The 22,782-nt window shown below is 69.6% G+C and carries 23 protein-coding genes; 14 read left to right on the top strand and 9 right to left on the bottom strand.

Translation table 11 applies throughout. The features are described 5' to 3' along the window. Nucleotides 1–133: 133 nt before the first annotated feature. Complete coding sequence (locus ABTZ94_RS08465) at nucleotides 134–1,930, bottom strand: AMP-dependent synthetase/ligase (protein WP_351198819.1); 1,797 nt, start codon at nucleotides 1,928–1,930, stop codon at nucleotides 134–136. Between the two features lie 280 nt (nucleotides 1,931–2,210). Here ABTZ94_RS08465 and ABTZ94_RS08460 point away from each other — a divergent pair, with 280 nt between their 5' ends. The 6 genes from ABTZ94_RS08460 (at nucleotide 2,211) to ABTZ94_RS08435 (ending at nucleotide 7,299) form a co-directional block, all read left to right on the top strand. Further along, entirely contained in the window at nucleotides 2,211–3,017 is an 807-nt protein-coding gene (locus tag ABTZ94_RS08460) for a metallophosphoesterase family protein (protein WP_351198817.1), read from the top strand. A 107-nt stretch (nucleotides 3,018–3,124) separates the two neighbouring features. After that, nucleotides 3,125–3,574, top strand: coding sequence for an SRPBCC family protein (locus tag ABTZ94_RS08455; RefSeq protein ID WP_351198815.1), 450 nt, complete (start codon nucleotides 3,125–3,127; stop codon nucleotides 3,572–3,574). Between the two features lie 4 nt (nucleotides 3,575–3,578). Continuing rightward, complete coding sequence (locus ABTZ94_RS08450; protein ID WP_351198813.1) at nucleotides 3,579–4,904, top strand: ArsA family ATPase; 1,326 nt, start codon at nucleotides 3,579–3,581, stop codon at nucleotides 4,902–4,904. An 83-nt stretch (nucleotides 4,905–4,987) separates the two neighbouring features. Further along, nucleotides 4,988–5,446, top strand: a complete 459-nt coding sequence (locus ABTZ94_RS08445; protein ID WP_351198811.1) for a DUF5304 domain-containing protein — start codon at nucleotides 4,988–4,990, stop codon at nucleotides 5,444–5,446. Between the two features lie 75 nt (nucleotides 5,447–5,521). Then, nucleotides 5,522–6,463, top strand: a complete 942-nt coding sequence (locus ABTZ94_RS08440) for an ROK family glucokinase (RefSeq protein ID WP_351198809.1) — start codon at nucleotides 5,522–5,524, stop codon at nucleotides 6,461–6,463. 77 nt (nucleotides 6,464–6,540) lie between these two features. Continuing rightward, the gene (locus ABTZ94_RS08435; RefSeq protein ID WP_351198807.1) at nucleotides 6,541–7,299 is read left to right on the top strand and encodes an endonuclease/exonuclease/phosphatase family protein; all 759 of its coding nucleotides are present in this window, start codon (nucleotides 6,541–6,543) and stop codon (nucleotides 7,297–7,299) included. Between the two features lie 42 nt (nucleotides 7,300–7,341). Here ABTZ94_RS08435 and ABTZ94_RS08430 read toward each other — a convergent pair whose 3' ends face one another. Both ABTZ94_RS08430 and ABTZ94_RS08425 read right to left on the bottom strand, forming a co-directional pair. Then, on the bottom strand, nucleotides 7,342–8,043 hold the full coding sequence (locus ABTZ94_RS08430) for a hypothetical protein (protein WP_351198805.1): 702 nt from the start codon (nucleotides 8,041–8,043) through the stop codon (nucleotides 7,342–7,344). Next, entirely contained in the window at nucleotides 8,036–8,815 is a 780-nt protein-coding gene (locus ABTZ94_RS08425; RefSeq protein ID WP_351198803.1) for an alpha/beta hydrolase, read from the bottom strand. Before ABTZ94_RS08425 ends, ABTZ94_RS08430 begins: the two co-directional genes overlap by 8 nt. 194 nt (nucleotides 8,816–9,009) lie before the next feature. On the opposite strand from ABTZ94_RS08425, the gene ABTZ94_RS08420 reads away from it, so the two are divergent. The 5 genes from ABTZ94_RS08420 to ABTZ94_RS08400 all read left to right on the top strand — a co-directional run bounded on the left by ABTZ94_RS08420 (nucleotide 9,010) and on the right by ABTZ94_RS08400 (nucleotide 13,982). Then, the gene (locus ABTZ94_RS08420) at nucleotides 9,010–9,753 is read left to right on the top strand and encodes a lysophospholipid acyltransferase family protein (protein ID WP_351198801.1); all 744 of its coding nucleotides are present in this window, start codon (nucleotides 9,010–9,012) and stop codon (nucleotides 9,751–9,753) included. A 49-nt stretch (nucleotides 9,754–9,802) separates the two neighbouring features. Beyond that, the gene (macS, locus tag ABTZ94_RS08415) at nucleotides 9,803–11,026 is read left to right on the top strand and encodes a MacS family sensor histidine kinase (RefSeq protein ID WP_351198799.1); all 1,224 of its coding nucleotides are present in this window, start codon (nucleotides 9,803–9,805) and stop codon (nucleotides 11,024–11,026) included. Next, entirely contained in the window at nucleotides 11,023–11,715 is a 693-nt protein-coding gene (locus ABTZ94_RS08410; protein WP_351198797.1) for a response regulator, read from the top strand. Before macS ends, ABTZ94_RS08410 begins: the two co-directional genes overlap by 4 nt. Nucleotides 11,716–11,850: 135 nt before the next feature. Further along, nucleotides 11,851–12,879, top strand: coding sequence for a 6-phosphofructokinase (locus ABTZ94_RS08405; protein ID WP_351198795.1), 1,029 nt, complete (start codon nucleotides 11,851–11,853; stop codon nucleotides 12,877–12,879). 101 nt (nucleotides 12,880–12,980) lie between these two features. After that, nucleotides 12,981–13,982 (top strand): 2-hydroxyacid dehydrogenase, encoded by a 1,002-nt coding sequence (locus tag ABTZ94_RS08400; protein ID WP_351198793.1) that lies wholly within the window; start codon nucleotides 12,981–12,983, stop codon nucleotides 13,980–13,982. A 60-nt stretch (nucleotides 13,983–14,042) separates the two neighbouring features. Here the strand turns inward: ABTZ94_RS08400 and ABTZ94_RS08395 are convergent, their stop codons facing one another. Beyond that, on the bottom strand, nucleotides 14,043–15,935 hold the full coding sequence (locus ABTZ94_RS08395; RefSeq protein WP_351198791.1) for an anthranilate synthase family protein: 1,893 nt from the start codon (nucleotides 15,933–15,935) through the stop codon (nucleotides 14,043–14,045). Between the two features lie 94 nt (nucleotides 15,936–16,029). Next, entirely contained in the window at nucleotides 16,030–16,086 is a 57-nt protein-coding gene (locus ABTZ94_RS08390; protein WP_148835614.1) for a trp operon leader peptide, read from the bottom strand. Between the two features lie 103 nt (nucleotides 16,087–16,189). Between ABTZ94_RS08390 and ABTZ94_RS08385 the strand changes: the two genes are divergently transcribed. Both ABTZ94_RS08385 and ABTZ94_RS08380 read left to right on the top strand, forming a co-directional pair. Further along, nucleotides 16,190–17,536 carry a class II 3-deoxy-7-phosphoheptulonate synthase gene (locus tag ABTZ94_RS08385; protein ID WP_351198827.1) on the top strand — a complete coding sequence of 449 codons (1,347 nt, stop codon included), beginning with the start codon at nucleotides 16,190–16,192 and terminating at the stop codon, nucleotides 17,534–17,536. A gap of 168 nt (nucleotides 17,537–17,704) precedes the next feature. After that, on the top strand, nucleotides 17,705–18,001 hold the full coding sequence (locus ABTZ94_RS08380) for a (2Fe-2S)-binding protein (protein ID WP_351198789.1): 297 nt from the start codon (nucleotides 17,705–17,707) through the stop codon (nucleotides 17,999–18,001). 13 nt (nucleotides 18,002–18,014) lie between these two features. Here ABTZ94_RS08380 and bfr read toward each other — a convergent pair whose 3' ends face one another. Then, nucleotides 18,015–18,494 (bottom strand): bacterioferritin, encoded by a 480-nt coding sequence (bfr, locus tag ABTZ94_RS08375; RefSeq protein WP_351198787.1) that lies wholly within the window; start codon nucleotides 18,492–18,494, stop codon nucleotides 18,015–18,017. A 154-nt stretch (nucleotides 18,495–18,648) separates the two neighbouring features. Between bfr and ABTZ94_RS08370 the strand changes: the two genes are divergently transcribed. After that, complete coding sequence (locus ABTZ94_RS08370) at nucleotides 18,649–19,281, top strand: sulfite oxidase-like oxidoreductase (protein WP_351198785.1); 633 nt, start codon at nucleotides 18,649–18,651, stop codon at nucleotides 19,279–19,281. A gap of 27 nt (nucleotides 19,282–19,308) precedes the next feature. On the opposite strand, the gene ABTZ94_RS08365 is transcribed toward ABTZ94_RS08370, so the two are convergent. The 3 genes from ABTZ94_RS08365 to pknB form a co-directional block, all read right to left on the bottom strand. Further along, entirely contained in the window at nucleotides 19,309–19,878 is a 570-nt protein-coding gene (locus ABTZ94_RS08365; protein WP_351198825.1) for a DUF4396 domain-containing protein, read from the bottom strand. Nucleotides 19,879–19,962: 84 nt separating this feature from the next. Continuing rightward, on the bottom strand, nucleotides 19,963–20,820 hold the full coding sequence (locus ABTZ94_RS08360) for a deoxyribonuclease IV (RefSeq protein ID WP_351198783.1): 858 nt from the start codon (nucleotides 20,818–20,820) through the stop codon (nucleotides 19,963–19,965). A 6-nt stretch (nucleotides 20,821–20,826) separates the two neighbouring features. Further along, nucleotides 20,827–22,743: a Stk1 family PASTA domain-containing Ser/Thr kinase gene (pknB, locus tag ABTZ94_RS08355; protein WP_351198781.1), complete on the bottom strand. Its 1,917-nt coding sequence runs from the start codon at nucleotides 22,741–22,743 to the stop codon at nucleotides 20,827–20,829. Between the last annotated feature and the right edge of the window lie 39 nt (nucleotides 22,744–22,782).

Here is a 22,782-nt window from a genome sequence, read left to right as displayed (position 1 = left end):
GGCACGGCGCCTCGCCGCGTTGTCGCATCACCCGAGTACATCCAGTACGCGGGTGATGCTCCGCCTTGCGATGCACCGCACCGGACGCCGCGAGCCTTCCGGCAAACCTTTCCGGTCACAGCACTAGTTCCGGTCAGCCCCGGTAGATCGACTCGACCTCGTCCGCGAAGTCCTTCGCCACCACATTCCGCTTCAGCTTCAGCGACGGCGTGATGTGACCCGCCTCCTCCGTGAACTGGGAGGCCAGGATGCGGAACTTGCGTACCGACTCCGCCTTGGACACCGCGGCGTTCCCGTCGTCCACCGCCCGCTGCACGTCGGCCAGCAGCTCCGGGTCCTCACGCAGCGACACGGCCGTCGAGCCGGCCGGCTTGCCGTGCTCCTCGGCCCAGCGGCCCAGGAACTCCTCGTCCAGGGTGATCAGCGCGCCCACGAACGGCCGTCCGTCGCCGACCACCATGCACTCGGCGACCAGGGCGTGCCCGCGGATGCGGTCCTCGATCACCGCGGGCGCGACGTTCTTGCCGCCCGCCGTGACGATGATCTCCTTCTTGCGGCCGGTGATCTCGAGATAGCCGTCCTCGTCGAGCGTGCCGATGTCGCCCGTGTGGAACCAGCCGTCCGCCAGCGCCTCGGCCGACGCCGCCTCGTTGTTCCAGTAGCCGGCGAACAGGTGCTCGCCGTGCAGCAGCACCTCGCCGTCGTCGGCGATCCGGACGACCGAGCCGGGCAGCGGCTGGCCGACCGTACCGATCTTCTGCCGGTCCCACGGATTGAAGGCGGTGGCCGCACAGGTCTCGGTGAGGCCGTAACCCTCGAGGACGGTGAAGCCGATACCGCGGTAGAAGTGGCCGAGCCGCTCGCCCAGCGGCGCGCCGCCGGAGATCGCGTACTCGCCGCGTCCGCCGAGGACGGCCCGCAGCTTGCCGTAGACCAGCCGGTCGAAGATCTTGTGCTTGAACCTCAGTCCCATGGACGGGCCCTGAGGGGTACTCAGCGCCCGGCTGTACGCGATCGCCGTGTTCGCGGCCTTGTCGAAGATCTTGCCCTTGCCGTCGGCCTGCGCCTTGGCGCGCGCCGCGTTGTAGACCTTCTCGAAGACCCGCGGCACACCGAGGATCAACGTCGGCCGGAAGGAGGCCAGTTCATCGGTGAGGTTCTTGATGTCCGGTACGCAGCCGAGCTTGATCGGGGCCATCACCGAGGCCACCTCGACCAGCCGTCCGAAGACATGCGCGGCGGGCAGGAAGAGCAGTACCGAACACTCGCCGGTACGGAAGAGGGGCTTCAGCCGCTCCACCACATTGCCGCACTCCGCGAAGAAGCTGCGGTGCGTGAGCACACAGCCCTTGGGGCGGCCGGTGGTGCCCGAGGTGTAGACGATGGTGGCCGGGTCGTCCGCCTTGGCGCTCGTCATCCGCAGGTCCAGGGTCTCGTCCGAGACGTCCTCGCCGATCGCCGACAGCCGGCGGATCGCGTCGTCCTCGATCTGCCAGATGCCCTTCAGGGCCGGCAGATCCGCCTGGATCGAGACCACGGAGGCCTGGTGCGCCTCGGACTCCACGATGCACAAGGCGGTGCCGGAGTCGCCGAGGATCCACTGGATCTGTTCGGGCGAGCTGGTCTCGTACACCGGGACGGTGACCGCGCCCGCGCTCCAGATCGCGAAGTCCAGCAGTACCCATTCGTAGCGGGTGCGGGAGAGCAGGGCCACCCGGTCGCCCGCTTCGATGCCCGCGGCGATCAGACCCTTGGCGACGGCTCTGACCTCGGCCAAGAACTGTGCGGCGTCGACATCGGTCCACACACCGGCCACCTTGCGGCTCATCACCGCGACATCGGGATGCTGAGCGGCATTGCGGCGGATGAGATCCGTCAGGTTGCCGTCCGAGGGGACCTCGTACAGGGCCGGAAGGCTGAACTCGCGCAAGACTGCTGCTCCTCATCGGGCTCCGGTGCCACGGCTCTGTGTGACGCACCGGCTGCGGTCCAAGATGGGCGGTGCTCAGTGGGGGTGAGCACAACTGGACTGCCCGGACGTTACCCACCAGTACTTGGTTCCCGATAGGGGGTTCCGGCCAGATGTCTTATGCATCACACACAACGGTGATCCTTGGGCGCACAGTAGTCCACCGCCGTTACGGCCCGGAGGTCGTCGCAGCTCCGGCCGCCTCTACCCAGGTGGAGAGCAGGGTTCTAGGGTGATCGTCATGCCAGCCGGACCGAACAGCCGAGGAACCCCGACCGCACGGCGCACGCGCGTTCATGTGGTCAGTGACGTGCACGGCAACACCGAGGCCCTGGCCCGCGCCGGGGACGGCGCCGACGCGCTGGTCTGCCTCGGCGACCTGGTGCTCTTCCTCGACTACGCCGACCACTCGCGCGGCATTTTCCCCGATCTCTTCGGCGTGGAGAACGCCGACCGGATCGTCGAACTGCGCACCGCTCGCCGCTACGAGGAGGCCCGCGAGTTCGGCCGCGGCCTGTGGGCGGGCATGGACCGCAACGCCGCGATCGTCTCGGCGGTGCGCAAGCAGTACGCCGAACTCTTCGCCGCTTTCCCCACTCCGACGTACGCCACCTACGGCAACGTCGACATCCCCGACCTGTGGCCCGAATACGCGCGCCCGGGCACCACCGTCCTCGACGGCGACCGCGTCGAGATCGGCGGCCGCGTACTCGGCTTCGTCGGTGGCGGCCTGAAGACCCCGATGAACACCCCGTACGAGATCAGTGACGAGGAGTACGCGGCCAAGATCGAGGCCATCGGGCCGGTCGACGTGCTCTGCACCCACATCCCGCCCGATGTGCCGGAGCTGACGTACGACACGGTGGCGCGCCGCTTCGAACGCGGGAGCCGGGCCCTGCTCGACGCCATCCGCAGGACCCGACCCCGGTACGCACTGTTCGGCCATGTCCACCAGCCGCTGGTCCGCCGGATGCGGATCGGCGCCACCGAATGCGTGAACGTCGGCCACTTCGCGTCCACCGGCAGGCCCTGGGCCCTGGAGTGGTGACCGCACCGGCGCCGGACCCTGGAACGAGGCGCCGCGCACACGCGATAGCCTTCTGACGGCAGGCCTCTGCCGACGCACCGGTACACCGCACTGGAGGAGCCACGGCGATGGCTGAACACACCAGCTCGAGCATCACGATCGAGGCGGCGCCGGCCGACGTCATGGGAGTGATCGCCGACTTCGCCCGCTATCCGGAGTGGACCGGCGAGGTCAAGGAGGCCGAGGTCCTCTCCATCGACGACCAGGGCCGCGCCGAGAAGGTCCGCCTCGTCCTCGACGCCGGAGCGATCAAGGACGACCACACCCTCGCGTACACCTGGATCGGCGACTACGAGGTCAGCTGGACCCTCGTCAAGTCCCAGATGCTGCGCGCCATGGACGGCTCCTACGCACTGGCCCCGCTCGGCGACGGCGACCGCACCGAGGTCACCTACCGGCTGACCGTCGACGTCAAGATCCCGATGCTCGGCATGATCAAACGCAAGGCGGAGAAGGTCATCATCGACCGGGCCCTGGCCGGCCTGAAGAAGCGCGTCGAGTCCGTTCCGAAGGCCTGACCCGGTGCGTACGGTCCTCGTCACCGGCCCCGGCGGCGCCGGCCGTACCACCGTCGCGGCAGCGACCGCGCTGGCCGCGGCCCGCCGCGGTCGCCGCACCCTGCTGCTCTCCGCCGACGCCATACCCGGCTTCCCCGAGGGCACGGAACCCACCGAGGTCACGGACGGCCTGTGGTCCGCCCGCATCGACTCCGGCGAGCACTTCCGCGGCGAACTCCTCGCCCTCCAGGACCAGGCCTCCGGTGTGCTCGACCTGCTCGGCGGGAACCGGCTGGACGGCGAGGAACTCACCGAACTCCCCGGCAGCGCCCAGCTCGCCCTCCTGCACGCCCTGCGCCGCGCCGCCCAGGGCGACTGGTCGCCGGGCGGCTACGAACTCCTCGTCGTCGACCTGCCGCCGCTGCGCGAAGCGCTCGCCGTACTCGCCCTGCCCGAACAGCTGCGCCGCTATCTGCGCCGCCTGCTGCCCCCGGAGCGCCAGGCCGCCCGCGCCCTGCGCCCGATGCTCGCCCAGCTCGCCGGCGTACCCATGCCCGCCCAGTGGCTGTACGAGGCCGCCGCCCGCAGGGACGCCGAGCTGGCCGCCGTCCAGGCGCTGATCGAGGACCGCAACACCACGCTGCGGCTGGTCGCCGAACCCGGCCCCGCCGCCGAGGAGGCCCTGCGCACCGCCCGTACCGGACTCGCCCTGCACGGACTGCGCGTCGACACCCTCGCGGTGAACCGGGTACTGCCCAGGCACTCCGGCGACCCCTGGTTCGCGGCCCTCGCCGCGCAGCAGGAGAAGACCATCGACCACTGGTACGAGGAATGGGTGCCCGCTGCGGCCCTGTGCGAAGTGCCCCACCTCGGCCGCGATCCGCGGGGCCTGGAAGACCTCACCCTCCTCGACACCGGAGCCGGCTGCACCGTCTTCGAGGAGGCGGGTACCGGCGGCGGCCTCTTCGAGGGCGACGGACTCGCCTCGGAGCTGGACGAGCGGAGCCCCGGCCGGGCCGGCGACCCCTGGTGGATCGAGGACCCGTACGCCCCGGACGGCCTCGACGAGCTGCGGCCGATGCTGCCCGGCAGCCGGATCGTGACCGCCCCGCCGTCCGGCGACGGCGACTCCGTTCTGGTCTGGTGCCTGCCCCTGCCCGGCGCCGTCAAGTCGGAGCTCCAACTGGTGCGCCGCGGCAACGAACTGCTCCTCACCGTGGGCCCGTTCCACCGGATCGTCCCCCTGGAGTCCGGTCTGCGCCGCTGCACCGTCTCCGGCGCCGCCCTCACCGACGGAGTGCTCCGGGTCCGGTTCACGCCGGACCCCGGTCTGTGGCCCCGGACCAGCTGAACGGCACATCACGGTTCGGGTAACGTCGGTAGTACGTGCCCCGTATGCCGGGCCGCAGGCAAACCACGTCGCAGGAGTCCGCCATGAGCGAAGCCACCGATCGTCCCGTCGACGACGACGCCTGGGCGAAGGCCTGCGCCGAGGACCTCGAAGCGGAGAAGGCCCGCCGCCGCTCCCAGTACGGCCCGCCGCCCGGCTCCGCAGCCGAGGAGCTGCGCAAGCTGGTCGACGCCGTCGCCGACAAGGTCTCGTCGCTCCAGTCGCCGCTGTTCGGCGCGGCGGCCCAGGGCACCGTGCAGCAGATCATCAAGCAGGCCAAGTCCGTCGTCGAGCCCGTCATCGAACGCAATCCGGGCGTCTTCGACCACATCGCCGCGGCCGGCAACGAACTCCTCGCCGCCTACCGCTCCGCCGTGGAAGGCCAGGAACGCCACTGGACCCACGGGGCAGGGAACCCCGCAGGCACTGAAGAGAAGGCCGGCGACCCCACCGACCCGCGCGACGAGGGCCCCGCCGCGGGCGAACACATCGACCTGGACTGACCGGCACCGATGGGTGGGGTCCTCGGCTCGGGGTACCGTTGGCCGCAGCGGGGCTCGACCGAAACTGAGGGATTCATGGGACTCACCATCGGCGTCGATATCGGCGGCACGAAGATCGCAGCTGGAGTGGTCGACGAAGAGGGACAGATCCTCTCGATGTTCAAGGTGCCGACCCCCCCGACGGCTGAAGGCATCGTGGACGCGATCGCGACGGCCGTGTCCGGCGCGAGCGAGGGGCACCAGATCGACGCCGTCGGCATCGGCGCCGCCGGATATGTCGACGACAAGCGCGCCACCGTGCTGTTCGCGCCGAACATCAACTGGCGGCACGAGCCGCTGAAGGACAAGGTCGAACAGCGCGTCGGTCTTCCGGTCGTCGTCGAGAACGACGCCAACGCCGCCGCCTGGGGCGAGTACCGCTTCGGCGCCGGACAGGGCCACGACGACGTCATCTGCATCACGCTCGGCACCGGTCTCGGCGGCGGCATCATCATCGGCAACAAGCTGCGCCGCGGACGCTTCGGTGTGGCCGCCGAGTTCGGCCACATCCGGGTCGTCCCGGACGGCCTGCTCTGCGGCTGCGGCAGCCAGGGCTGCTGGGAGCAGTACGCATCCGGGCGCGCACTCGTCCGGTACGCCAAGCAGCGCGCCAACGCCACTCCGGAGAACGCCACGATCCTGCTGTCGCTCGGCGACGGCACGGTGGACGGCATCGAGGGCAAGCACATCAGCGCAGCCGCCCGGCAGGGCGACGCGGTCGCGATCGACTCGTTCCGCGAGCTGGCCCGCTGGGCCGGAGCCGGACTCGCCGACCTCGCCTCGCTCTTCGACCCGTCCGCGTTCATCGTCGGCGGCGGCGTGTCGGACGAGGGCGAGCTCGTCCTCGACCCGATCCGCAAGTCGTTCCGGCGCTGGCTGATCGGCGGCGAGTGGCGTCCGCACGCCCAGGTGCTCGCGGCCCAACTGGGCGGCAAGGCAGGTCTGGTGGGCGCGGCGGACCTGGCCCGCCAGGGCTGAACCACCCGGAACCGGACAGCGCCGGACGCCCGTCGCGCCCCTGGGGAGCGGCGGGCGTCCGGCGTATCGTGAGACGCATGGTTCTGACGCCGCTGCCCGACTCCCGTACCGAGCGGGATGGTTCGGCCGTCATCAGAGTGCTCAGCTACAACGTCCGGTCGATGCGCGACGACTGCGAGGCACTGGCCCGCGTCATCAGCGCCTGCGCCCCCGACCTCGTCCTCATCCAGGAAGCCCCGCGCTTCTTCCGCTGGCGCAAGCGCGCCGCCTGGCTCGCGGCCCGCACCGACCTGGTCGTCCTGAGCGGCGGCGCCACGGCGGCCGGGCCACTGCTGCTCTGCTCGCTGCGGGCCACCGTGGAGCGGACGCAGGACGTGCTGCTGCCGCTCACTCCCGGACTGCACCGAAGGGGCTTCGCCACGTCGGTGGTACGGATCGCGGGCACCCGGATCGGTCTGCTGAGCTTCCATCTGAGCCTGCAGCGCGACGAACGCCTGGTCCAGACGGAGATGCTGCTGGAACGGCTGGACGCGATGGGCGTCGAGCACGCCATCGCGGCCGGCGACCTCAACGACGTACCGACCGGGACCGCGTTCCGACGGCTGGCCGGGCGGCTCCAGGACTGCTGGGCCGTCCAACCGTGGGGTGACGAGAACACCTTCTCGCCGGACCATCCGCGGCGCCGCATCGACGCGGTGTTCGCGACGGACGGGATCGAGGTGCTCGGCTGCGGTGTCCCCGCAGGGCTGCTCGGTGTCACCGACGCGGACCTGCGGGCGGCCACGGACCACCTGCCGGTGCTCGCGGCACTACGGGTGCCCGCGACCAGGCCCTGAGCTGCGCGGCGGCAGCTCAAGGCCACCTCGACCGGCCCGGTCTCAGACCACCGCTCCGCGCCCCGGGTCGTCGTCGTCCTCGTCGTCGTCCTCCATCCGTGCCACCAGCGTGACGAAGCCGCCCAGGAAGCCGCCGACGCAGACCGTCGTGAGCCACCAGGTCATGTCCCACCGCAGCAGTACCGCGACCAGCATCAGCACCGGACCGCCGACGACCGCGAGCCAGGCGAACTTCGACGTGACATCGGCCTCCGGCAGCGGCGGCGGCTCCGGGGGGACGAAATGCCCCTCGTCGCTGTCGTCGAGGTCGCTGTCCTTCGGCTCCTCGACCTCGTAGTCGCGCGGACCGGCGACGCCGGGGGCGAACACGATCGAGCTGCCGAGCGGCCTCTCCGGCGGCTTCGGGGACTTCTTTCCGATCCCCTTGTCCGGATCCAGGACGCCCGACTGGTCGTCCTCCAGCAGTGCGAGATCCTCGACCGACCTGAACGGCTTGGCGCCCGGCGGGTCCGCCGGCTCCTCGCCGTATCCGGCCACGATCGCCTTCCACACGGCGTCCTCGTCGATCGACCGGCCGGGCCGCTCGCCGTCGGCGCCCGGTGGCACTTGCTGGGCAGCAGCATCCTGCGGACCCGTACCGTCGTCGGGGACGGCCGTTCCCTCCGTGGGAAGAGCCGCTCCCTCTGCGGGCAGGGGCTCGCGTCCCTCCTCGCTGCCCGCGCGCTCCGCGTCGTGCTCAGCCACCTGACGTGCTCCCCTTCTTTCCCAAGCTCGGAGCGAGGCGGCCGATGAACCGGTGGCTCTCGTCGAAGATCCGCTCCGCATCGTGGTCCAACGTCGCGACGTGGTAGCTCTGTTCCAGCAGGATCTCCTCGACATCCGTCGACGACACCCGGCTGAGGATCCGGGCCGAGTCGGCGGGCGGCACCACATGGTCCTGCGGGCTGTGCAGCAGAACGATCGGCTGGGTGACCTGGGGCAGTTCGGTGTCGACCAGGCGGAAGAAATTCCGCAGCGAATGCGCCGCGTGCAACGGCACCCGGTCGTACCCCACCTCGGCGGAGCCCTCCAGGGCGATATCGCTCGCCAGCCCCTTCGTCGTCCGCACAAGGTGGCGGGCGACCGGCAGTGCGTACGCCGACAGTCCGTGCACCTTGTTCGCCGGATTGACGAGCACCAGACCGCTGATCGCGTCACCGTGCTTCGCCGCCAGCCGCAGCGTGAGCGCGCCGCCCATGGAAAGCCCGAAGACGAAGACCTGGCTGCACCGCTCCAGCAGGGCGCGCAGTTCCCGGTCCACCTCCGCGTACCAGTCGTGCCAGCCCGTGAGCTGCATGTCCTCCCAGCGGGTGCCGTGCCCTGGCAGCAGCGGCAGCGAGACGGTGAGCCCGCGCTCCGCCAGATAGTCGGCCCAGGGGCGCAGCGACTGCGGGGAACCGGTAAATCCGTGACAGAGAAGGACGCCGACCTCTCCGCCCTCGTGGCGGAACGGCTCGGCTCCAGGCAGGACCGGCACCGGGGTCTCCTGTTCGTGAGGCTCGAAGGGGAGCGAAAGGGGGAGTGCAGAAGGATTACTTCACCGTACGCGACCGGACCGACACCGACCAGGGCCGTCACGGCCACGGCCGCCGCTTCGGTTCCGTGCCGGGCGGGAGTGCGGACGGCCGCACAGGTTAAGGTCTGTCGGACAGAACACAGGAGGCACCCGAGTTGATCTACGGCGCAATGAAGTTCTCCATCGGCGGGTCGTTGAAGCTCGCCTTCAGGCCGTGGGTGGAGGGTCTGGAGAACATTCCCGCGCAGGGACCGGCGATCCTCGCGAGCAACCATCTGTCGTTCTCCGACTCCTTCTTCCTGCCGGCCGTCCTGGACCGCAAGGTCACCTTCATCGCCAAGTCCGAGTACTTCACCGCGCCCGGCGTGAAGGGCAAACTGACCGCCGCCTTCTTCAAGGGTGTCGGCCAGCTCCCGGTGGACCGCTCGGGTGCCCGCGGCGCCGGCGACGCGGCCATCAAGGCAGGCATCGAGGTCATCGAAAGCGGCGGGCTCTTCGGTATCTACCCGGAGGGCACCCGCTCGCCCGACGGCCGTCTCTACCGTGGCAAGCCCGGCGGACTGGCCCGGGTGGCGCTGGCCACCGGAGCGCCCGTCATCCCCGTCGCGATGATCGACACGGAGAAGATCCAGCCGCCGGGCCAGGTGATCCCCAAGCTGATGCGCCCGGGGATCAGGATCGGCAAGCCGCTCGACTTCAGCCGGTACCAAGGCATGGAGGGGGACCGCTTCATCCTTCGCTCGGTCACCGACGAGGTGATGTACGAGATCATGAAGCTCTCCGGCCAGGAGTACGTCGACATCTACGCGACCGCCGCCAAGCGGCAGATCGCAGACGACGCGAAGCGCCGTGCCGAGGAGGAGAAGCAGGCGCGCAGAGAGTCCGGAAGCCAAGGGTGACGGAACGGTTCGGCGCGTAACGCGTCGTTTCCGTCCGGGGGGTGGGGAAGTGGCCAGGCGCGAGCGGGTCGTACGGATGTCGGTCGAGCAGCCGCTGTGGCGCGCGCTGACCGCGTACCGCATTCTGACGATGCTCTACGCGGTCCTGCTCGCCGTCTTCGGCCGGGACAGGTACGACCGGCCGTGGGTCGCCATCGCCTTCCTGGTGGTGATGGCGGCCTGGACGCTCGGCACCCTCCCGAAGGTCGCGGGCGCCGTCGCCTGCACCAAGCGTTTCCTCGGCGCCGACCTGGCCCTCGCACTCGTCGGCATCCTCCTCACCCCGCTCGCCGACTTCGAGGCCCAGCACGTCGACGGTCCGACGCTGCCGTCCATCTGGACCGCGGGTTCCGTGCTGGCCTTCGCCATCAAGGGTGGCTGGCGCTGGGCGGCCTTCGCCTCCACCTTCGTCGCCGTCGTCAACATCATCGAACGGGGCGAGCCCAGCCGGGACACCTTCCACAACGTCCTGCTGGTCTGGGTCGCCTCCATCGCCATCGGGTACGTGGTCGAGGTGGCCAGGGCCAGTGAGCGCACCCTCGCCCGCGCCCTGGAGATCGAGGCCGCCACCCGTGAGCGGGAACGGCTGGCCCGCGACATCCATGACAGCGTGCTCCAGGTCCTGGCAATGGTGCAGCGCCGCGGCACGGCGCTGGGCGGCGAGGCAGCCGAACTGGGCCGGATGGCCGGGGAGCAGGAAGTCGCCCTCCGCACCCTGGTCACCAGCGGTCTGGTGCCCACCACCCGGGTCTCCGAGGACGCCGCCGAGGGCGCCGTGGTCCGCAGCGTCGAGGTCGATGACGCCCTCCTCGGGCAGGCCGAGTGCGATCTGCGCTCCCTGCTCGCCCCACACGCCGGCTCCCGGATCAGCTTTGCGGAGCCGGGCGCACCGGTGCTGCTCGCTCCCGAGGCGGCGAAGGAACTGGCGGCCGCTGCCAGTGCCGCCCTGGACAATGTCAGGGTCCATGCGGGGGAGGATGCCCAGGCCTGGATCCTCGTCGAGGACTGGCCGGACGAGGTGATCGTGACGGTCCGCGACGACGGCCCCGGCATCCCGGACGGGCGGCTTGCCCAGGCCGAGGGGGAGGGGCGGATGGGGGTCGCCCTGTCGATCCGGGGAAGGCTGCGTGACCTGGGCGGCACGGCAGAGTTGATTTCGGTGCCCGGCCAGGGCACCGAGGTCGAGTTGAAGGTTCCGAAGGTTTCACGGGGGAAGGCAGGACCAGCGACATGAGCACGGAGAACATCCAGGGTGCCGAGGAGCGGACCATCAGGGTGATGGTCGTCGACGACCACCCGATGTGGCGCGACGCCGTCGCCCGCGATCTTTCCGAGTCCGGTTTCGAAGTGGTGGCGACCGCCGGTGACGGACCGCAGGCCGTCCGCAGGGCGAAGGCCGCCACCCCCGACGTTCTCGTACTCGACCTCAACCTGCCCGGTATGCCCGGCGTTCAGGTCTGCAAGGAACTCGTCGGCTCCCACCCCGGACTGCGCGTCCTGGTGCTCTCCGCGAGCGGTGAGCACGCCGACGTACTGGAGGCGGTCAAGTCCGGCGCCACCGGCTATCTGCTCAAGTCGGCCAGTACGCAGGAGCTGACCGAGGCCGTACGGTCCACCGCTGTCGGCGACCCCGTCTTCACCCCGGGGCTGGCCGGGCTGGTACTCGGCGAGTACCGCAGGCTCGCCTCCGACCCCACGCCCGTCGCCTCCGACGAGCCCAAGGCCCCGCAGCTCACCGAGCGCGAGACCGAGGTGCTGCGGCTGGTCGCCAAGGGGCTCTCGTACAAGCAGATCGCCGAGCGTCTGGTCATCTCGCACCGCACCGTCCAGAACCACGTGCAGAACACCCTGGGCAAGCTCCAGTTGCACAACCGGGTGGAACTCGTGCGGTACGCGATCGAGCGCGGCCTCGACGATGCCTGAACGCGCCGGAGCGCGCAGCAGTGAGGCCAACCGTCCGGTAACGCAACCGAATTGACCCTCCGACCCATCCCTGAGTGACTTGGATCACGCCTAGCGTGGTCATCAGCGGGCTCACTTCGGCGAAGGGATGTTTCCATGCGGGTCGGAGTACTGACCGGGGGTGGCGACTGCCCCGGGCTCAATGCGGTCATCCGCGCCATCGTCCGCAAGGGCGTGCAGGAGTACGGCTACGACTTCATCGGATTCCGGGACGGCTGGCGCGGCCCGCTGGAGGGCGAGACGGTGCCGCTCTCCATTGCGGCGGTGCGCGGCATCCTGCCGCGCGGCGGCACCATCCTCGGTTCCTCGCGCACCAATCCGCTCGGCGCGGAGCACGGCGTCCGCCGGATCAGGGAAAACCTCGCCAAGTACGAGGTCGATTCGCTCATCACGATCGGGGGCGAGGACACCCTCGGCGTGGCGGCGGCCCTGTCCGACGAACACGGCATCAAATGCGTCGGCGTTCCCAAGACCATCGACAACGACCTCTCCGCCACCGACTACACCTTCGGATTCGACACGGCCGTCTCCATCGCGACCGAGGCCATCGACCGGCTGCGCACCACCGCCGAATCCCATATGAGAGTCCTCGTCGTCGAGGTGATGGGCCGACACGCGGGCTGGATCGCGCTCCACTCGGGACTGGCCGGCGGCGCGAATGTCATCCTCATCCCGGAGCAGCGCTTCGACATCGATCAGGTATGCGCCTGGGTGACCTCCCGGTTCGGCGCGAGCTACGCACCGATCGTGGTGGTCGCCGAAGGCGCCATGCCCGCGCAGGGCGAAATGATCCTCAAGGACGGGTCGCACGACTCCTTCGGTCATGTCCGGCTCTCCGGCGTCGGCGAATGGCTGGCCAAACAGATCGAGAGCCGCACCGGCAAGGAGGCCAGAACGACCGTCCTCGGCCATGTCCAGCGCGGCGGCACTCCCAGCGCGTTCGACCGCTGGCTGGCCACCCGCTTCGGCCTGTACGCGATCGATGCCGTGCGGGACGGCGACTTCGGCGCGATGGTCGCCCTGAAGGGCACCGACATCGTCCGGGTGCCGATCGCGGAGGCGACCGCCCGGCTCAAGACCGTCGATCCGGCCCTCTACGCGGAGGTGGGTGTCTTCTTCGGCTGAGCGGCGCACCGTGGGGATCGAGCGGCGCGCCGGGGGCACGCGCCGTATATTCGCGATGACCGGCTCATATCCCCTGATCTGCATAATGAACGGGAGAAGTCGTGGAAATCCTGGCATTCGGTGTGCAGTCCGACGAGAAGCCGCTGCTCGAGAACGCCTTCGCCGGACAGCACGAGGTCCGTTGCCTGGACGTCTTCCTGACCAAGGACACCGCCCCCATCGCGGCGGGCTACGAGATCATCTCCACCAGCGTCAACGCCGACCTGGGCAGCAGCGTCCTGCAGACGCTCGCAACGGGTGGCACGCAGATGATCGCCCAGCGCTCCACCGGCTTCAATAACATCGATCTCGATGTCGCCGAGCGTCTCGCCCTGCGGGTCGCCCGGGTCTCCTACTACTCGCCGTACTCGGTCGCGGAATTCGCCTGGACGCTCGCGATGGCGGTCAACCGCCGCATCATCCGGGCCGCGAGCCGCACCCGCGACTTCGATTTCCGGCTCGACGGCCTCCTCGGCCGGGACATGCACGGCCGCATGGTCGGGGTGATCGGTACGGGCAAGATCGGCGAGGCCTTCACCAGAATCGCCCACGGCTTCGGCATGAAGCTGCTCGGCTGGGACATCGTCGAGAACCCCGCCTGCGTCGAGCTCGGCATGGAGTACGTCGAGAAGGAACAGCTCCTCGCCGAGTCCGACCTGATCAGCCTGCACGTCCCGCTGCTGCCCTCGACGCACCACATCATCGGCAAGGACGCCCTGGCGCACATGAAGGACGACGCGATCCTGATCAACTCCAGCCGCGGCGGACTCATCGACACCACAGCGCTGGTCGCCGAGTTGCGCGCCGGCCGTCTCCTGGGTGTCGGACTCGATGTGTACGAGGCGGAGGCCGGGCTCTTCTTCCTCGACAAGTCCCTGGAAGGCATCGACGACGACACACTCGCCCGGCTCGTCACCTTCCCGAACGTCGTCGTGACCTCGCACCAGGCCTACTACACCCAGGACGCCGTGGCCCAGATCATCGACGCCACCGTCCAGAACGTCGCCGACTATCTGGCCGACCGCCGCAGCGACAACGTTCTCGTCCCGGTGCTGTCCCGCTGAACCTGTGCCTCCCGGTGAACCGGGACCCCGGAGCTCCTCCGAAGTCCCCGTCCGACTCCTTCAGCCGGCCACCGGCAGCCCCGCCAGCAGCCCGGCCACGATCGTCGTGCCGCGCAGTGTCAGCACCGACTCCGGGTGGAACTGCACCGAGGCGAAGCCCGGACCGCGCAGCGCGTGCAGTTCCCCGGTCGCCGCGTCCAGGCTCGCCTCGACACCATGCGCCGCCAGCTCGGTGACGGCGCCGTCGTCGCAGCGCGCGGTGAAGCTGTTGTAGAAGCCGACCGTCTCCGGCCGCCCGAACAGATCGATCCGGGTCTGCGCGCCCTGGTACGGCACGGTCTTGCGGACGAGCTCCAGCCCCAGCTCCGCCGCGATCAGCTCATGGCCGAGGCAGACCCCCAGCAGCCCGTGCCGGTGATCACGGATCAGCTCCGCGGCGAACTCGCGCAGCAGCCGCATCTTCGGGTCGGTGGTGTCGTCCGGATTCCCCGGACCGGGGCCCAGCACGACCGGACCCTCGTGCGCCCGTACGCGCTCGCGCAGCCCCGGCTCGTCGTAGCGGCGCACCGACACCTCCAGACCCGAGGAGCGCAGCAGATGCGCCAGCATCGCGGTGAAGGTGTCCTCCCCGTCGATCACCAGCGCATGGCCGGACAGCTCGTGCGTACGCTCCTGCATCCGCAGCCAGAACGGCGCGAGACCGTCCCGCCGGGCGTCCAGCGCCGCCCGCACCCGCGGGTCGCCCGCCAGCTGCGGACGCGCCGCCCCGGCCCTCGGCCGGCCCGGCCGCACCCCCAGTGCGGCCAGCACGCCGGCCGCCTTCGCATGGGTCTCGGCGACCTCGCTGTCCGGATCGGAGTGGCGTACGAGCGTCGCCCCGACTGGTACCCGCACCTGTCCCCCGGCCGAGATGTCGGCGGTACGGATCAGGATCGGTGAGTCCAGGGTCTGCGACCCGCCCGGCTCCTGCCGCAGCAGCGCCAGCGCGCCCGCGTAGTAGCCGCGCCCGCCCGGCTCGTACCGCTCGATGACCCGGCAGGCGTTCTGCACGGGGGAGCCGGTGACCGTCGCCGCGAACATGGTCTCCTTCAGAACCTCCCGCACATCCAGCGAGGAACGCCCGCGCAGCTCGTACTCCGTGTGCGCGAGATGGGCCATTTCCTTGAGCCGCGGCCCGACCACCACCCCGCCCATGTCGCCGACGGTGCACATCATCTTGAGCTCTTCGTCGACCACCATGGAGAGCTCGTCCCTCTCCTTGCGGTCGGAGAGGAAGGCCAGCAGATTCTCGACGGTCGGGCCCTCGGCGGGGTAGCGGTACGTCCCGCTGATCGGGTTCATCACGACCGTCCCGCCGGACATCCGCACGTGTGCCTCGGGGCTGGCACCGACGAGCGTCCTCTCCCCGGTGTGCACGACGAAGGTCCAGTACGCGCCCCGCTCACCGGCCAGCAGCCGCCGGAAGAGGGCCAGAGCGTCGGCCCGGCCGAAGCCGGGGATCTCGCCCCGGAAGGTCCGCCGGATGACGAAGTTCGCGCCCTCGCCCTGCCCGATCTCATCCGCGATGACCCGTCGGACGATCCCGGCGTACTCCTCGTCGGGGACGTCGAAGGCGCCGCCCTCGACCCGCACGTCATGGACCGGCAGCTGGTCCAGCACCTCGGCCAGCGGCAGCTCGTACGTCTCGTTTGCGACCAGCACGGACAACGGCGTCCCGTCGTCACGCACATCGAAACCGCGCTCGGCGATCTGCCGGAACGGCACCAGGGCGAGCGAGGGCAGCGCACCGACCGGGAGATCGGCGAGCCGTTCCGCTTCCCGCACCCGGCCGATCAGCACCTCGACGGTGTCCTGGTCGTGGCCGGGGGTGCGCCGGCGCAGCAGCGCGAACGGCGGGCAGTCGTCGCGCAGAAGCCTCTCGATGACGAGGCCGGTGCGGTGAGGCTGAGACATTGGGGGTGTTCCTTCCTGATGGAGGAACGGCTCCCGAAACGCAGAGAAGGCCGCCCCTCGGGCGGCCTTCGCGTGGTCTGTTGCGCGCGATCGATCAGTGGGCCGCCGGATGAGCGGTCCACCACCAGTTCTGGTTCTTCTGCGCGAACATGTTCCGAACCCTAACGGATGCCCACCCCATCCGAGCGCGCGTCTCAACTATTGAGCTTACGGATGGGCGCATCGCCGGACCCCGTAATGTTGTCGGTGTGACCGTGAACGCCAATACCTCCGTCGCCGGTGGCCACACCTGGCGAGACCTTCCCGCGGCGCAGCAGCCCGAGTACCCCGATGCCGAGGCTCTGCGCGATGTACTCGCGGACCTCGCGTCGTATCCACCGCTCGTCTTCGCGGGTGAATGCGACCAGCTGCGTGCCCGCATGGGAGCCGTCGCCAAGGGCGAGGCGTTCCTGCTGCAGGGCGGTGACTGCGCCGAGGCCTTCGACGCCGTGTCGGCCGAGCACATCCGGGCCAAGCTGAAGACGCTGCTCCAGATGAGCGCCGTCCTGACCTACGCGGCCTCCGTACCCGTCGTCAAGGTGGGCCGGATCGCCGGGCAGTACTCCAAGCCGCGCTCCAAGTCGACCGAGACCCGCGACGGCGTCACTCTGCCGACCTACCGCGGAGACTCCGTCAACGGCTTCGCCTTCACCGAGGAAGCCCGCGTCCCGGACCCGGACCGGCTGAAGCAGATGTACCATGCATCCGCTTCCACGCTGAACCTGGTCCGCGCCTTCACCACCGGCGGTTACGCCGACCTGCGCCAGGTGCACGCCTGGAACCAGGACTTCGTGAAGTCGTCGCCGTCCGGCCAGCGCTACGAGGCGCTCGCCCGCGAGATCGACAACGCGCTGAACTTCATGAAGGCGTGCGGTACGGACCCGGCCGAGTTCAAGGCGGTCGAGTTCTACTCCTCGCACGAGGGTCTGCTGCTGGACTACGAGTCGGCGCTGACCCGCACCGACTCGCGCACCGGCCGGCTGTACGACACCTCCGGCCACATGGTCTGGATCGGTGAGCGCACCCGCCAGATGGACGGCGCGCACATCGAGTTCGCCTCGAAGATCCGTAACCCCATCGGCATCAAGCTCGGCCCGACGACCACCGTCGACGAGGCGCTCGGCTACATCGAACGCCTCGACCCCGAGCGCGAGCCCGGCCGGCTGACCTTCATCGTCCGCATGGGCGCCGACAAGGTCCGCGACAAGCTCCCCGAGCTGGTCGAGAAGGTCACCGCCTCCGGCGCCACCGTGGCCTGGGTGACCGACCCGATGCACGGCAACACCTTCGAGGCCGCCTCCGGCCACAAGACCCGCCGCTTCGACGACGTCCTGGACGAGGTCAAGGGCTTCTTCGAGGTGCACAAGGGCCTCGGCACGCACCCGGGCGGCATCCACGTCGAGCTCACCGGCGACGATGTCACCGAGTGCGTCGGCGGCGGACACGAGATCTTCGTGGACGATCTGCACCAGCGCTACGAGACGGCCTGCGACCCGCGGCTCAACCGCAGCCAGTCCCTCGACCTGGCGTTCCTGGTCGCCGAGATGTACCGGGACCAGTAGGCATCACCGCAGGCGGTGCGCGTACGACTGTGGGGCACGGATCAATGTGATCCGTGCCCCACAGGGGTTCGGAGGCTTTCAAGGGCTTTGAGCGCCGGGTAAGGTTAGGTTAGCCTCACCGATCAACGGGGTGGCAGTAGCGACCGATCCCGCCGGGAGGTGAACCGCATGTACGTCTGCTCGTGTTTCGGCATTACGGAGAAGCAGGTCAAGGAACATGCGGAAGCCGGGGCGTGCACGCCCCGGCAGATAGCCTCCGCCTGCAAGGCGGGCACGGACTGCGGCGGCTGCGTCCGCGCCATCCAGGCCGTGCTCGGCCGCGGCGCCTGCCCACGCCGCGAACTGCTCGACCGGAAGCGGACACCCGGCACTGCCGCCGACGCCGCCACGGACGCCGCCCCCGAGACCGATCCGGGTACCGCTCCCGGCATCGCCCCGGGCATCCGACTCTCCGAAGCGGCCTGACCCCGCGGGGGCGCTAGCTGTCCGGCTGCTCGATCTGCTGGGCGATGTAGAGCGGCTCGCCGAGCTTCTCGACCAGTTCCAGCTGGGTGTCGAGGTAGTCGATGTGCTCCTCCTCGTCCTCCAGGATCGACTCAAAGATGTTTGCGGACGTGATGTCGCCCTTGCCGCGCATCAGCTCGATCCCGCGCTTGAGGCGGTCGATCGCCTCCACCTCGACCTGGCGGTCGGCCTGGAACATCTCGGTGAGGGTCTGACCCACCCGCACATGGAACAGCCGCTGGTAGTTGGGCAGTCCATCGAGGAAGAGAATGCGGTCCGTGAGGATCTCGGCGTGCTTCATCTCGTCGAACGACTCGGAGCGGGTGTACTTCGCGAGCTTCGTCCAGCCGAAATTGTCCTGCATCTTTGCATGCAGGAAGTACTGATTGATGGCGGTCAATTCGGCGGTCAGCTGTTCGTTCAGGAACTCAAGGACCTCGGGGTCGCCCTGCATCGCAGAGGCTCCTTCCAACCGGTGGACTGGGCAAGTTGGCCGCATCCTCGCACCGCACCCGTTGATCGTCCAGTAAGTGCACGCTTAGTATGAGTTGCCCGAATTACCCCTACCCTGGTCGGAACCATCCCTGCCTGTCTGTCACCATGGAGTCATGGGTCAGCCGGAAAGCCGGGAATACCGCGAATCAGAGCAGTCCGAGCTTCCGCCGGGTCAGCGACTGCAGCGCGGTTGGCCGGTTACCCACTACGGGCCTGTTCCCAAGTTCAAGCCCGACCGCTGGGAGTTCCGGGTCTTCGGAGCCACCGCGGACGGCGAGAAGCACTGCTGGAACCACCAGGAGTTCTCGGCCCTGCCGTTCTCCTCGGTCGTCGCCGATCTGCACTGCGTCACGAAATTCAGCATGCTCGGGGCCGAATGGGGCGGCGTCCTCGCTCGTACGATTCTGGAACTCGCACCGCCCGCCCCCGAGGTCACGCATGTGATGGTCTGGGCCGAGTACGGATTCAGCTCGAACCTGCGGCTCGCAGACTTCACCTCGGACCGCACGCTTTTCGCCACCCACAAGGGCGGTGAGCTGCTCACCGCCGAGCACGGCTTCCCGCTCCGGCTCGTCGTGCCGCATCTCTATGCCTGGAAGGGGCCCAAGTGGGTCCGGGGCGTCGAGTACATGACGGCCGACCGCCGCGGCTTCTGGGAGGAGCGCGGCTATCACAACATCGGCGACCCGTGGCGCGAGCAGCGCTACTCCTACCAGGAAGAGCCCGGGGAAGGCCCCGAGCTCTGACCTGACGGTCCCGGTGCGGGACCGTCCTCAGTGGTGGTACTGGTGCACCACCGCGTGGCCCTTGCCGCGGCCGATCATCCACTTGTTGACCGGTGTGGTGACGACGAAGGCGGCGGCCAGCGACAGCGCGAGCGCTCCCCAGAACAGTGCGTCGGCGAGCTGTGCGTCCATGGCGCCCGGCCACAGGACGATCACGCCGTTGTCGATCAGTTCCATCACCGCGATGGAGAGGGTGTCGGCGGCGAGGGCGACCCGGAACGCGGTACGGAAGTCGACGCCGGCCTTCAGGATTGAGCGCAGTGTCAGCGTGTAGCCGAAGAAGAACGCCAGGACGATCGCGAGGGTCATCGTCCCCGTGTTGCCCCAGCCGAGAGCCGTGCCGATCACCATGCCGAGGATCTCGCCGATGGCGCATCCGGTGAGGCAGTGCAGTGTGGCGCGCGCGGCCATGGCCCAGTCGACTGGGCCGGGGGAGTGCGCCGCGTGGCCGGCGTGAGCCGAGTGGTCGGCATGGCTGCTGTCGTCGTGGCCCTGCCCGTGGTGCTCGTGGTGCTGCTCGTGCTGCTGGTGCTCTCCGTCACGCGTGTCGTGCTGCATGGTGATCCCCCAATGCCGGTAGCGGTTCCTGTCGGCCACAGGAACCGTATACCCCCTGGGGGTATTCCTCAATGGGTATCGCGGTCAGCCGCAGTCGCGCAGCCCCTTCAGTCGCGCCACATCCGCCGCATGGCCTTCCTTGCCGCCCGGCGTCTCGATGATCAGCGGTACGCCGGCGGTCGCCGGATGAGCGAAAAGCTCCCGGAACGGCTCCTTGCCGATGTGACCGGCGCCGATGTTCTCGTGCCGGTCCTTGTGGGCTCCCACCACGTCCTTGGAGTCATTGGCGTGGATCAGTTTCAGCCGGCCCTCGCCGACCGTGTCCACCAGCAGGTCCAGGGTCTGCCGCATGCCCGCCGGGCCCGTCAGATCGTGGCCCGCCGCATAGATGTGGCAGGTGTCGAGGCAGATGCCGAGCTTGGGGTGGGCGTCGAGTGCGTCGAAGTACGGGCCGAAGTCCCAGGTCCGCGAGCAGAGCGAGAACCCCTGCCCGGCGGTCGACTCCAACAGCAGATACGGGTCGTCGTCGTGCGTCAGCTCGTCCAGGAGCGGCCGCATATGCGTGCGTACCTGTGCGAGCGCCTGCTCGCGCGGCCGTCCGCCGGTCGCCGATCCGGTGTGCACCACGACGCCCAGGGCGCCGATCTCACGGGCCCGACGCAGTGAGTGGCGCAGCGATTCCACGGACTTCTCGACGGTGGCCTCGGTGTGCGAACCGAAGTTGATCAGGTACGGGGCGTGGACGTACGCCGGTATGGAATCGGCGGCACACTCGGCGCGGAACTGCTCGTCCTGGGCCGGGTTGCCGACGGGCGTCGCCCAGCCGCGCGGGTTGGCGACGAAGACCTGGACGGCCTCCGCCCCCATCTCGCGGGCGTAGGGGAGACCGGCCTTGGCGAGGCCGCCGGCCACGGGAACATGGCCGCCGACTGGGTTGCGCATGTGGATTTAGAGTCCCTTGGTCTTGATGGTGATGGTGCTGCCCTCGGGGGCCTGCTTGCCGCCGTCGACGGACTGGCTCGCGATGGTGTCGCTGAAGGAGAGGAACGGGCGGTCGACCTTGACCTCGAAGCCCGCGTCCTCCAGCTCGCTCCTGGCGTCGTCGACGTTCTTCCCGGTGACGTCCGGGACGTCGATCATCCGAGGCCCCTTGGAGACCGTGAGCGTGATGGTGTCGCCCTCGGCGGCCCGGCTGCCCTCGGCCGGCGACTGATGCGCGATGTCGCCCACGACCTCGGGGGAGCTGACCCGGTCGGGCAGCACCTCGGCCTTCAGCCCCTTCTCGTCCAGCGCGGCAGTGGCGTCCTCGACGGACAGCCCGGTGACATCGGGGACGTCGACCGGAGCGCCCTTGCTGACGACGAGAGCGACCGCAGAGTCGGAATGGCGCTCGGCGCCCGCCACGGGGTCCGTACGGATCACCTCGCCCCGTCCCGTCTCCTCGCTGAACTCCTTGGTGACCATGCCGGGCACCAGGCCGGCCTTCTTCAGCGCGCTCCTGGCGTCGGCGAGTGCGAGGCCCTGAACATCGGGCACCTTCACGATCTCGGGGCCGCGCGAGACGACGAGCGTCACCGCGCCGTTCCCCCGGGTGCGGGCGCCGGACTCGGGGTCGCTGCTGATGACCTTGCCGCGCTCGACGGTGTCGCTGTAGGCCCGCTTCACGCTCTTGAGTTCCAGGCCGGCGTCCGAGAGCCGGTCTTGGGCGGTCTTCTCGGTCTGGCCGAGCACCGAGGGGACCCGGGTGAACTGCCCGGAGTTGATGTACCAGACACCGGTACCGATTCCCAGCGCCAGCAGCACGGCGACGACCACGGCGATGACGGAGCGCCGTGGACCACGGTGGCGCAGGTCGTGCGGCGCGGGCTGCAGGGATGCCGGTGGGGGCATTTCCAGCCGGCTGGTGTGATGGGCGACGCCCTGGTCGGCCGGGAGCAGCCGCGGGATCACGCTCGTGCGGTCCTCGGCGGCGTCGTGCACCTCGGCGAGGGCCTGCGGCGGTACGGCGTCCAGCTGGGCGTCGGTGAGGCCGGAGCGGGCCTCACGGGTCTCGGCGAGCAGCGCCACCGCGTCGAACGGGCGGACCTCGGGGTTACGGGCGGTGGCGCTCGCCACCAGGTCGTCGAGCGCGACCGGGAGCCCCGGGACGGCGGCCGACGGGGCTGGGACGTCCTCGTTGAGGTGCTGGTAGATGACCTGCGCGGGGGTGTCGCCGGCGTGCGGCTTGGATCCGGTCAGCATCTCGTACAGGACGACACCGCAGGCGTACACATCGGTGCGGGTGTCCGCCGTGCCCTGCTCTATCTGCTCGGGGGCGAGATAGGAGACGGTGCCCAGGACGGACCCGGTGGTGCTGGTGACGGTGCCCACTGCCCGTACGAGACCGAAGTCGGCGACCTTGACCCGGCCGTCGTCCCCTATCAGGACGTTCTCCGGCTTCATGTCGCGGTGCACGAAGCCCGCCCGGTGCGCGGCGCCGAGGGCGGCCAGGACCGGCTCCAGGATGTCCAGTGCGGCCCTCGGCTGCAGGGCACCGCGCTCGCGCAGTACGTCGCGCAGGGTGCAGCCCGCGACGTACTCCATCGCGAGGTAGACGTACTGCCCCTGGGCGCCCTGGTCGAAGACCGCAACCACATTGGGGTGCGCGAGCCGGGCCACGGACTTGGCCTCGCGGATGAAGCGCTCGACGAACGAGGCGTCGGTGGCGAGCGCCGGGTGCATCACCTTGAGGGCGAGCACCCGGTCGAGACGGGTGTCCACGGCCCGGTAGACCGTGGCCATGCCGCCCACGGCGATGCGGGCATCGACGCGGTAACGGCCGTCGAGCAGCTGCCCGACGAGAGGGTCCTGGAGGGTCGTATCCACGCATGCGATTCTACGAGCCGCCACGGACGCGGCCCACGG

This window comes from Streptomyces sp. NPDC002785, from assembly GCF_040295565.1.
In the GTDB taxonomy this organism is placed as follows: domain Bacteria; phylum Actinomycetota; class Actinomycetes; order Streptomycetales; family Streptomycetaceae; genus Streptomyces.
This window is presented reverse-complemented; position numbering and strand designations above follow the sequence as displayed.

Bases quoted from the DNA above. Each gene is read 5' to 3' on its own strand.
- ABTZ94_RS08405 (WP_351198795.1), top strand. From the start codon at position 11,851: ATGCGGGTCGGAGTACTGACCGGGGGTGGCGACTGCCCCGGGCTCAAT.
- ABTZ94_RS08370 (WP_351198785.1), top strand. From the start codon at position 18,649: ATGGGTCAGCCGGAAAGCCGGGAATACCGCGAATCAGAGCAGTCCGAG.
- ABTZ94_RS08440 (WP_351198809.1), top strand. From the start codon at position 5,522: ATGGGACTCACCATCGGCGTCGATATCGGCGGCACGAAGATCGCAGCT.
- ABTZ94_RS08395 (WP_351198791.1), bottom strand. From the start codon at position 15,935: ATGTCTCAGCCTCACCGCACCGGCCTCGTCATCGAGAGGCTTCTGCGC.
- ABTZ94_RS08360 (WP_351198783.1), bottom strand. From the start codon at position 20,820: ATGCGCAACCCAGTCGGCGGCCATGTTCCCGTGGCCGGCGGCCTCGCC.
- bfr (WP_351198787.1), bottom strand. From the start codon at position 18,494: ATGCAGGGCGACCCCGAGGTCCTTGAGTTCCTGAACGAACAGCTGACC.
- ABTZ94_RS08410 (WP_351198797.1), top strand. From the start codon at position 11,023: ATGAGCACGGAGAACATCCAGGGTGCCGAGGAGCGGACCATCAGGGTG.
- ABTZ94_RS08435 (WP_351198807.1), top strand. From the start codon at position 6,541: ATGGTTCTGACGCCGCTGCCCGACTCCCGTACCGAGCGGGATGGTTCG.
- ABTZ94_RS08455 (WP_351198815.1), top strand. From the start codon at position 3,125: ATGGCTGAACACACCAGCTCGAGCATCACGATCGAGGCGGCGCCGGCC.
- ABTZ94_RS08460 (WP_351198817.1), top strand. From the start codon at position 2,211: ATGCCAGCCGGACCGAACAGCCGAGGAACCCCGACCGCACGGCGCACG.
- ABTZ94_RS08365 (WP_351198825.1), bottom strand. From the start codon at position 19,878: ATGCAGCACGACACGCGTGACGGAGAGCACCAGCAGCACGAGCAGCAC.
- ABTZ94_RS08380 (WP_351198789.1), top strand. From the start codon at position 17,705: ATGTACGTCTGCTCGTGTTTCGGCATTACGGAGAAGCAGGTCAAGGAA.
- ABTZ94_RS08445 (WP_351198811.1), top strand. From the start codon at position 4,988: ATGAGCGAAGCCACCGATCGTCCCGTCGACGACGACGCCTGGGCGAAG.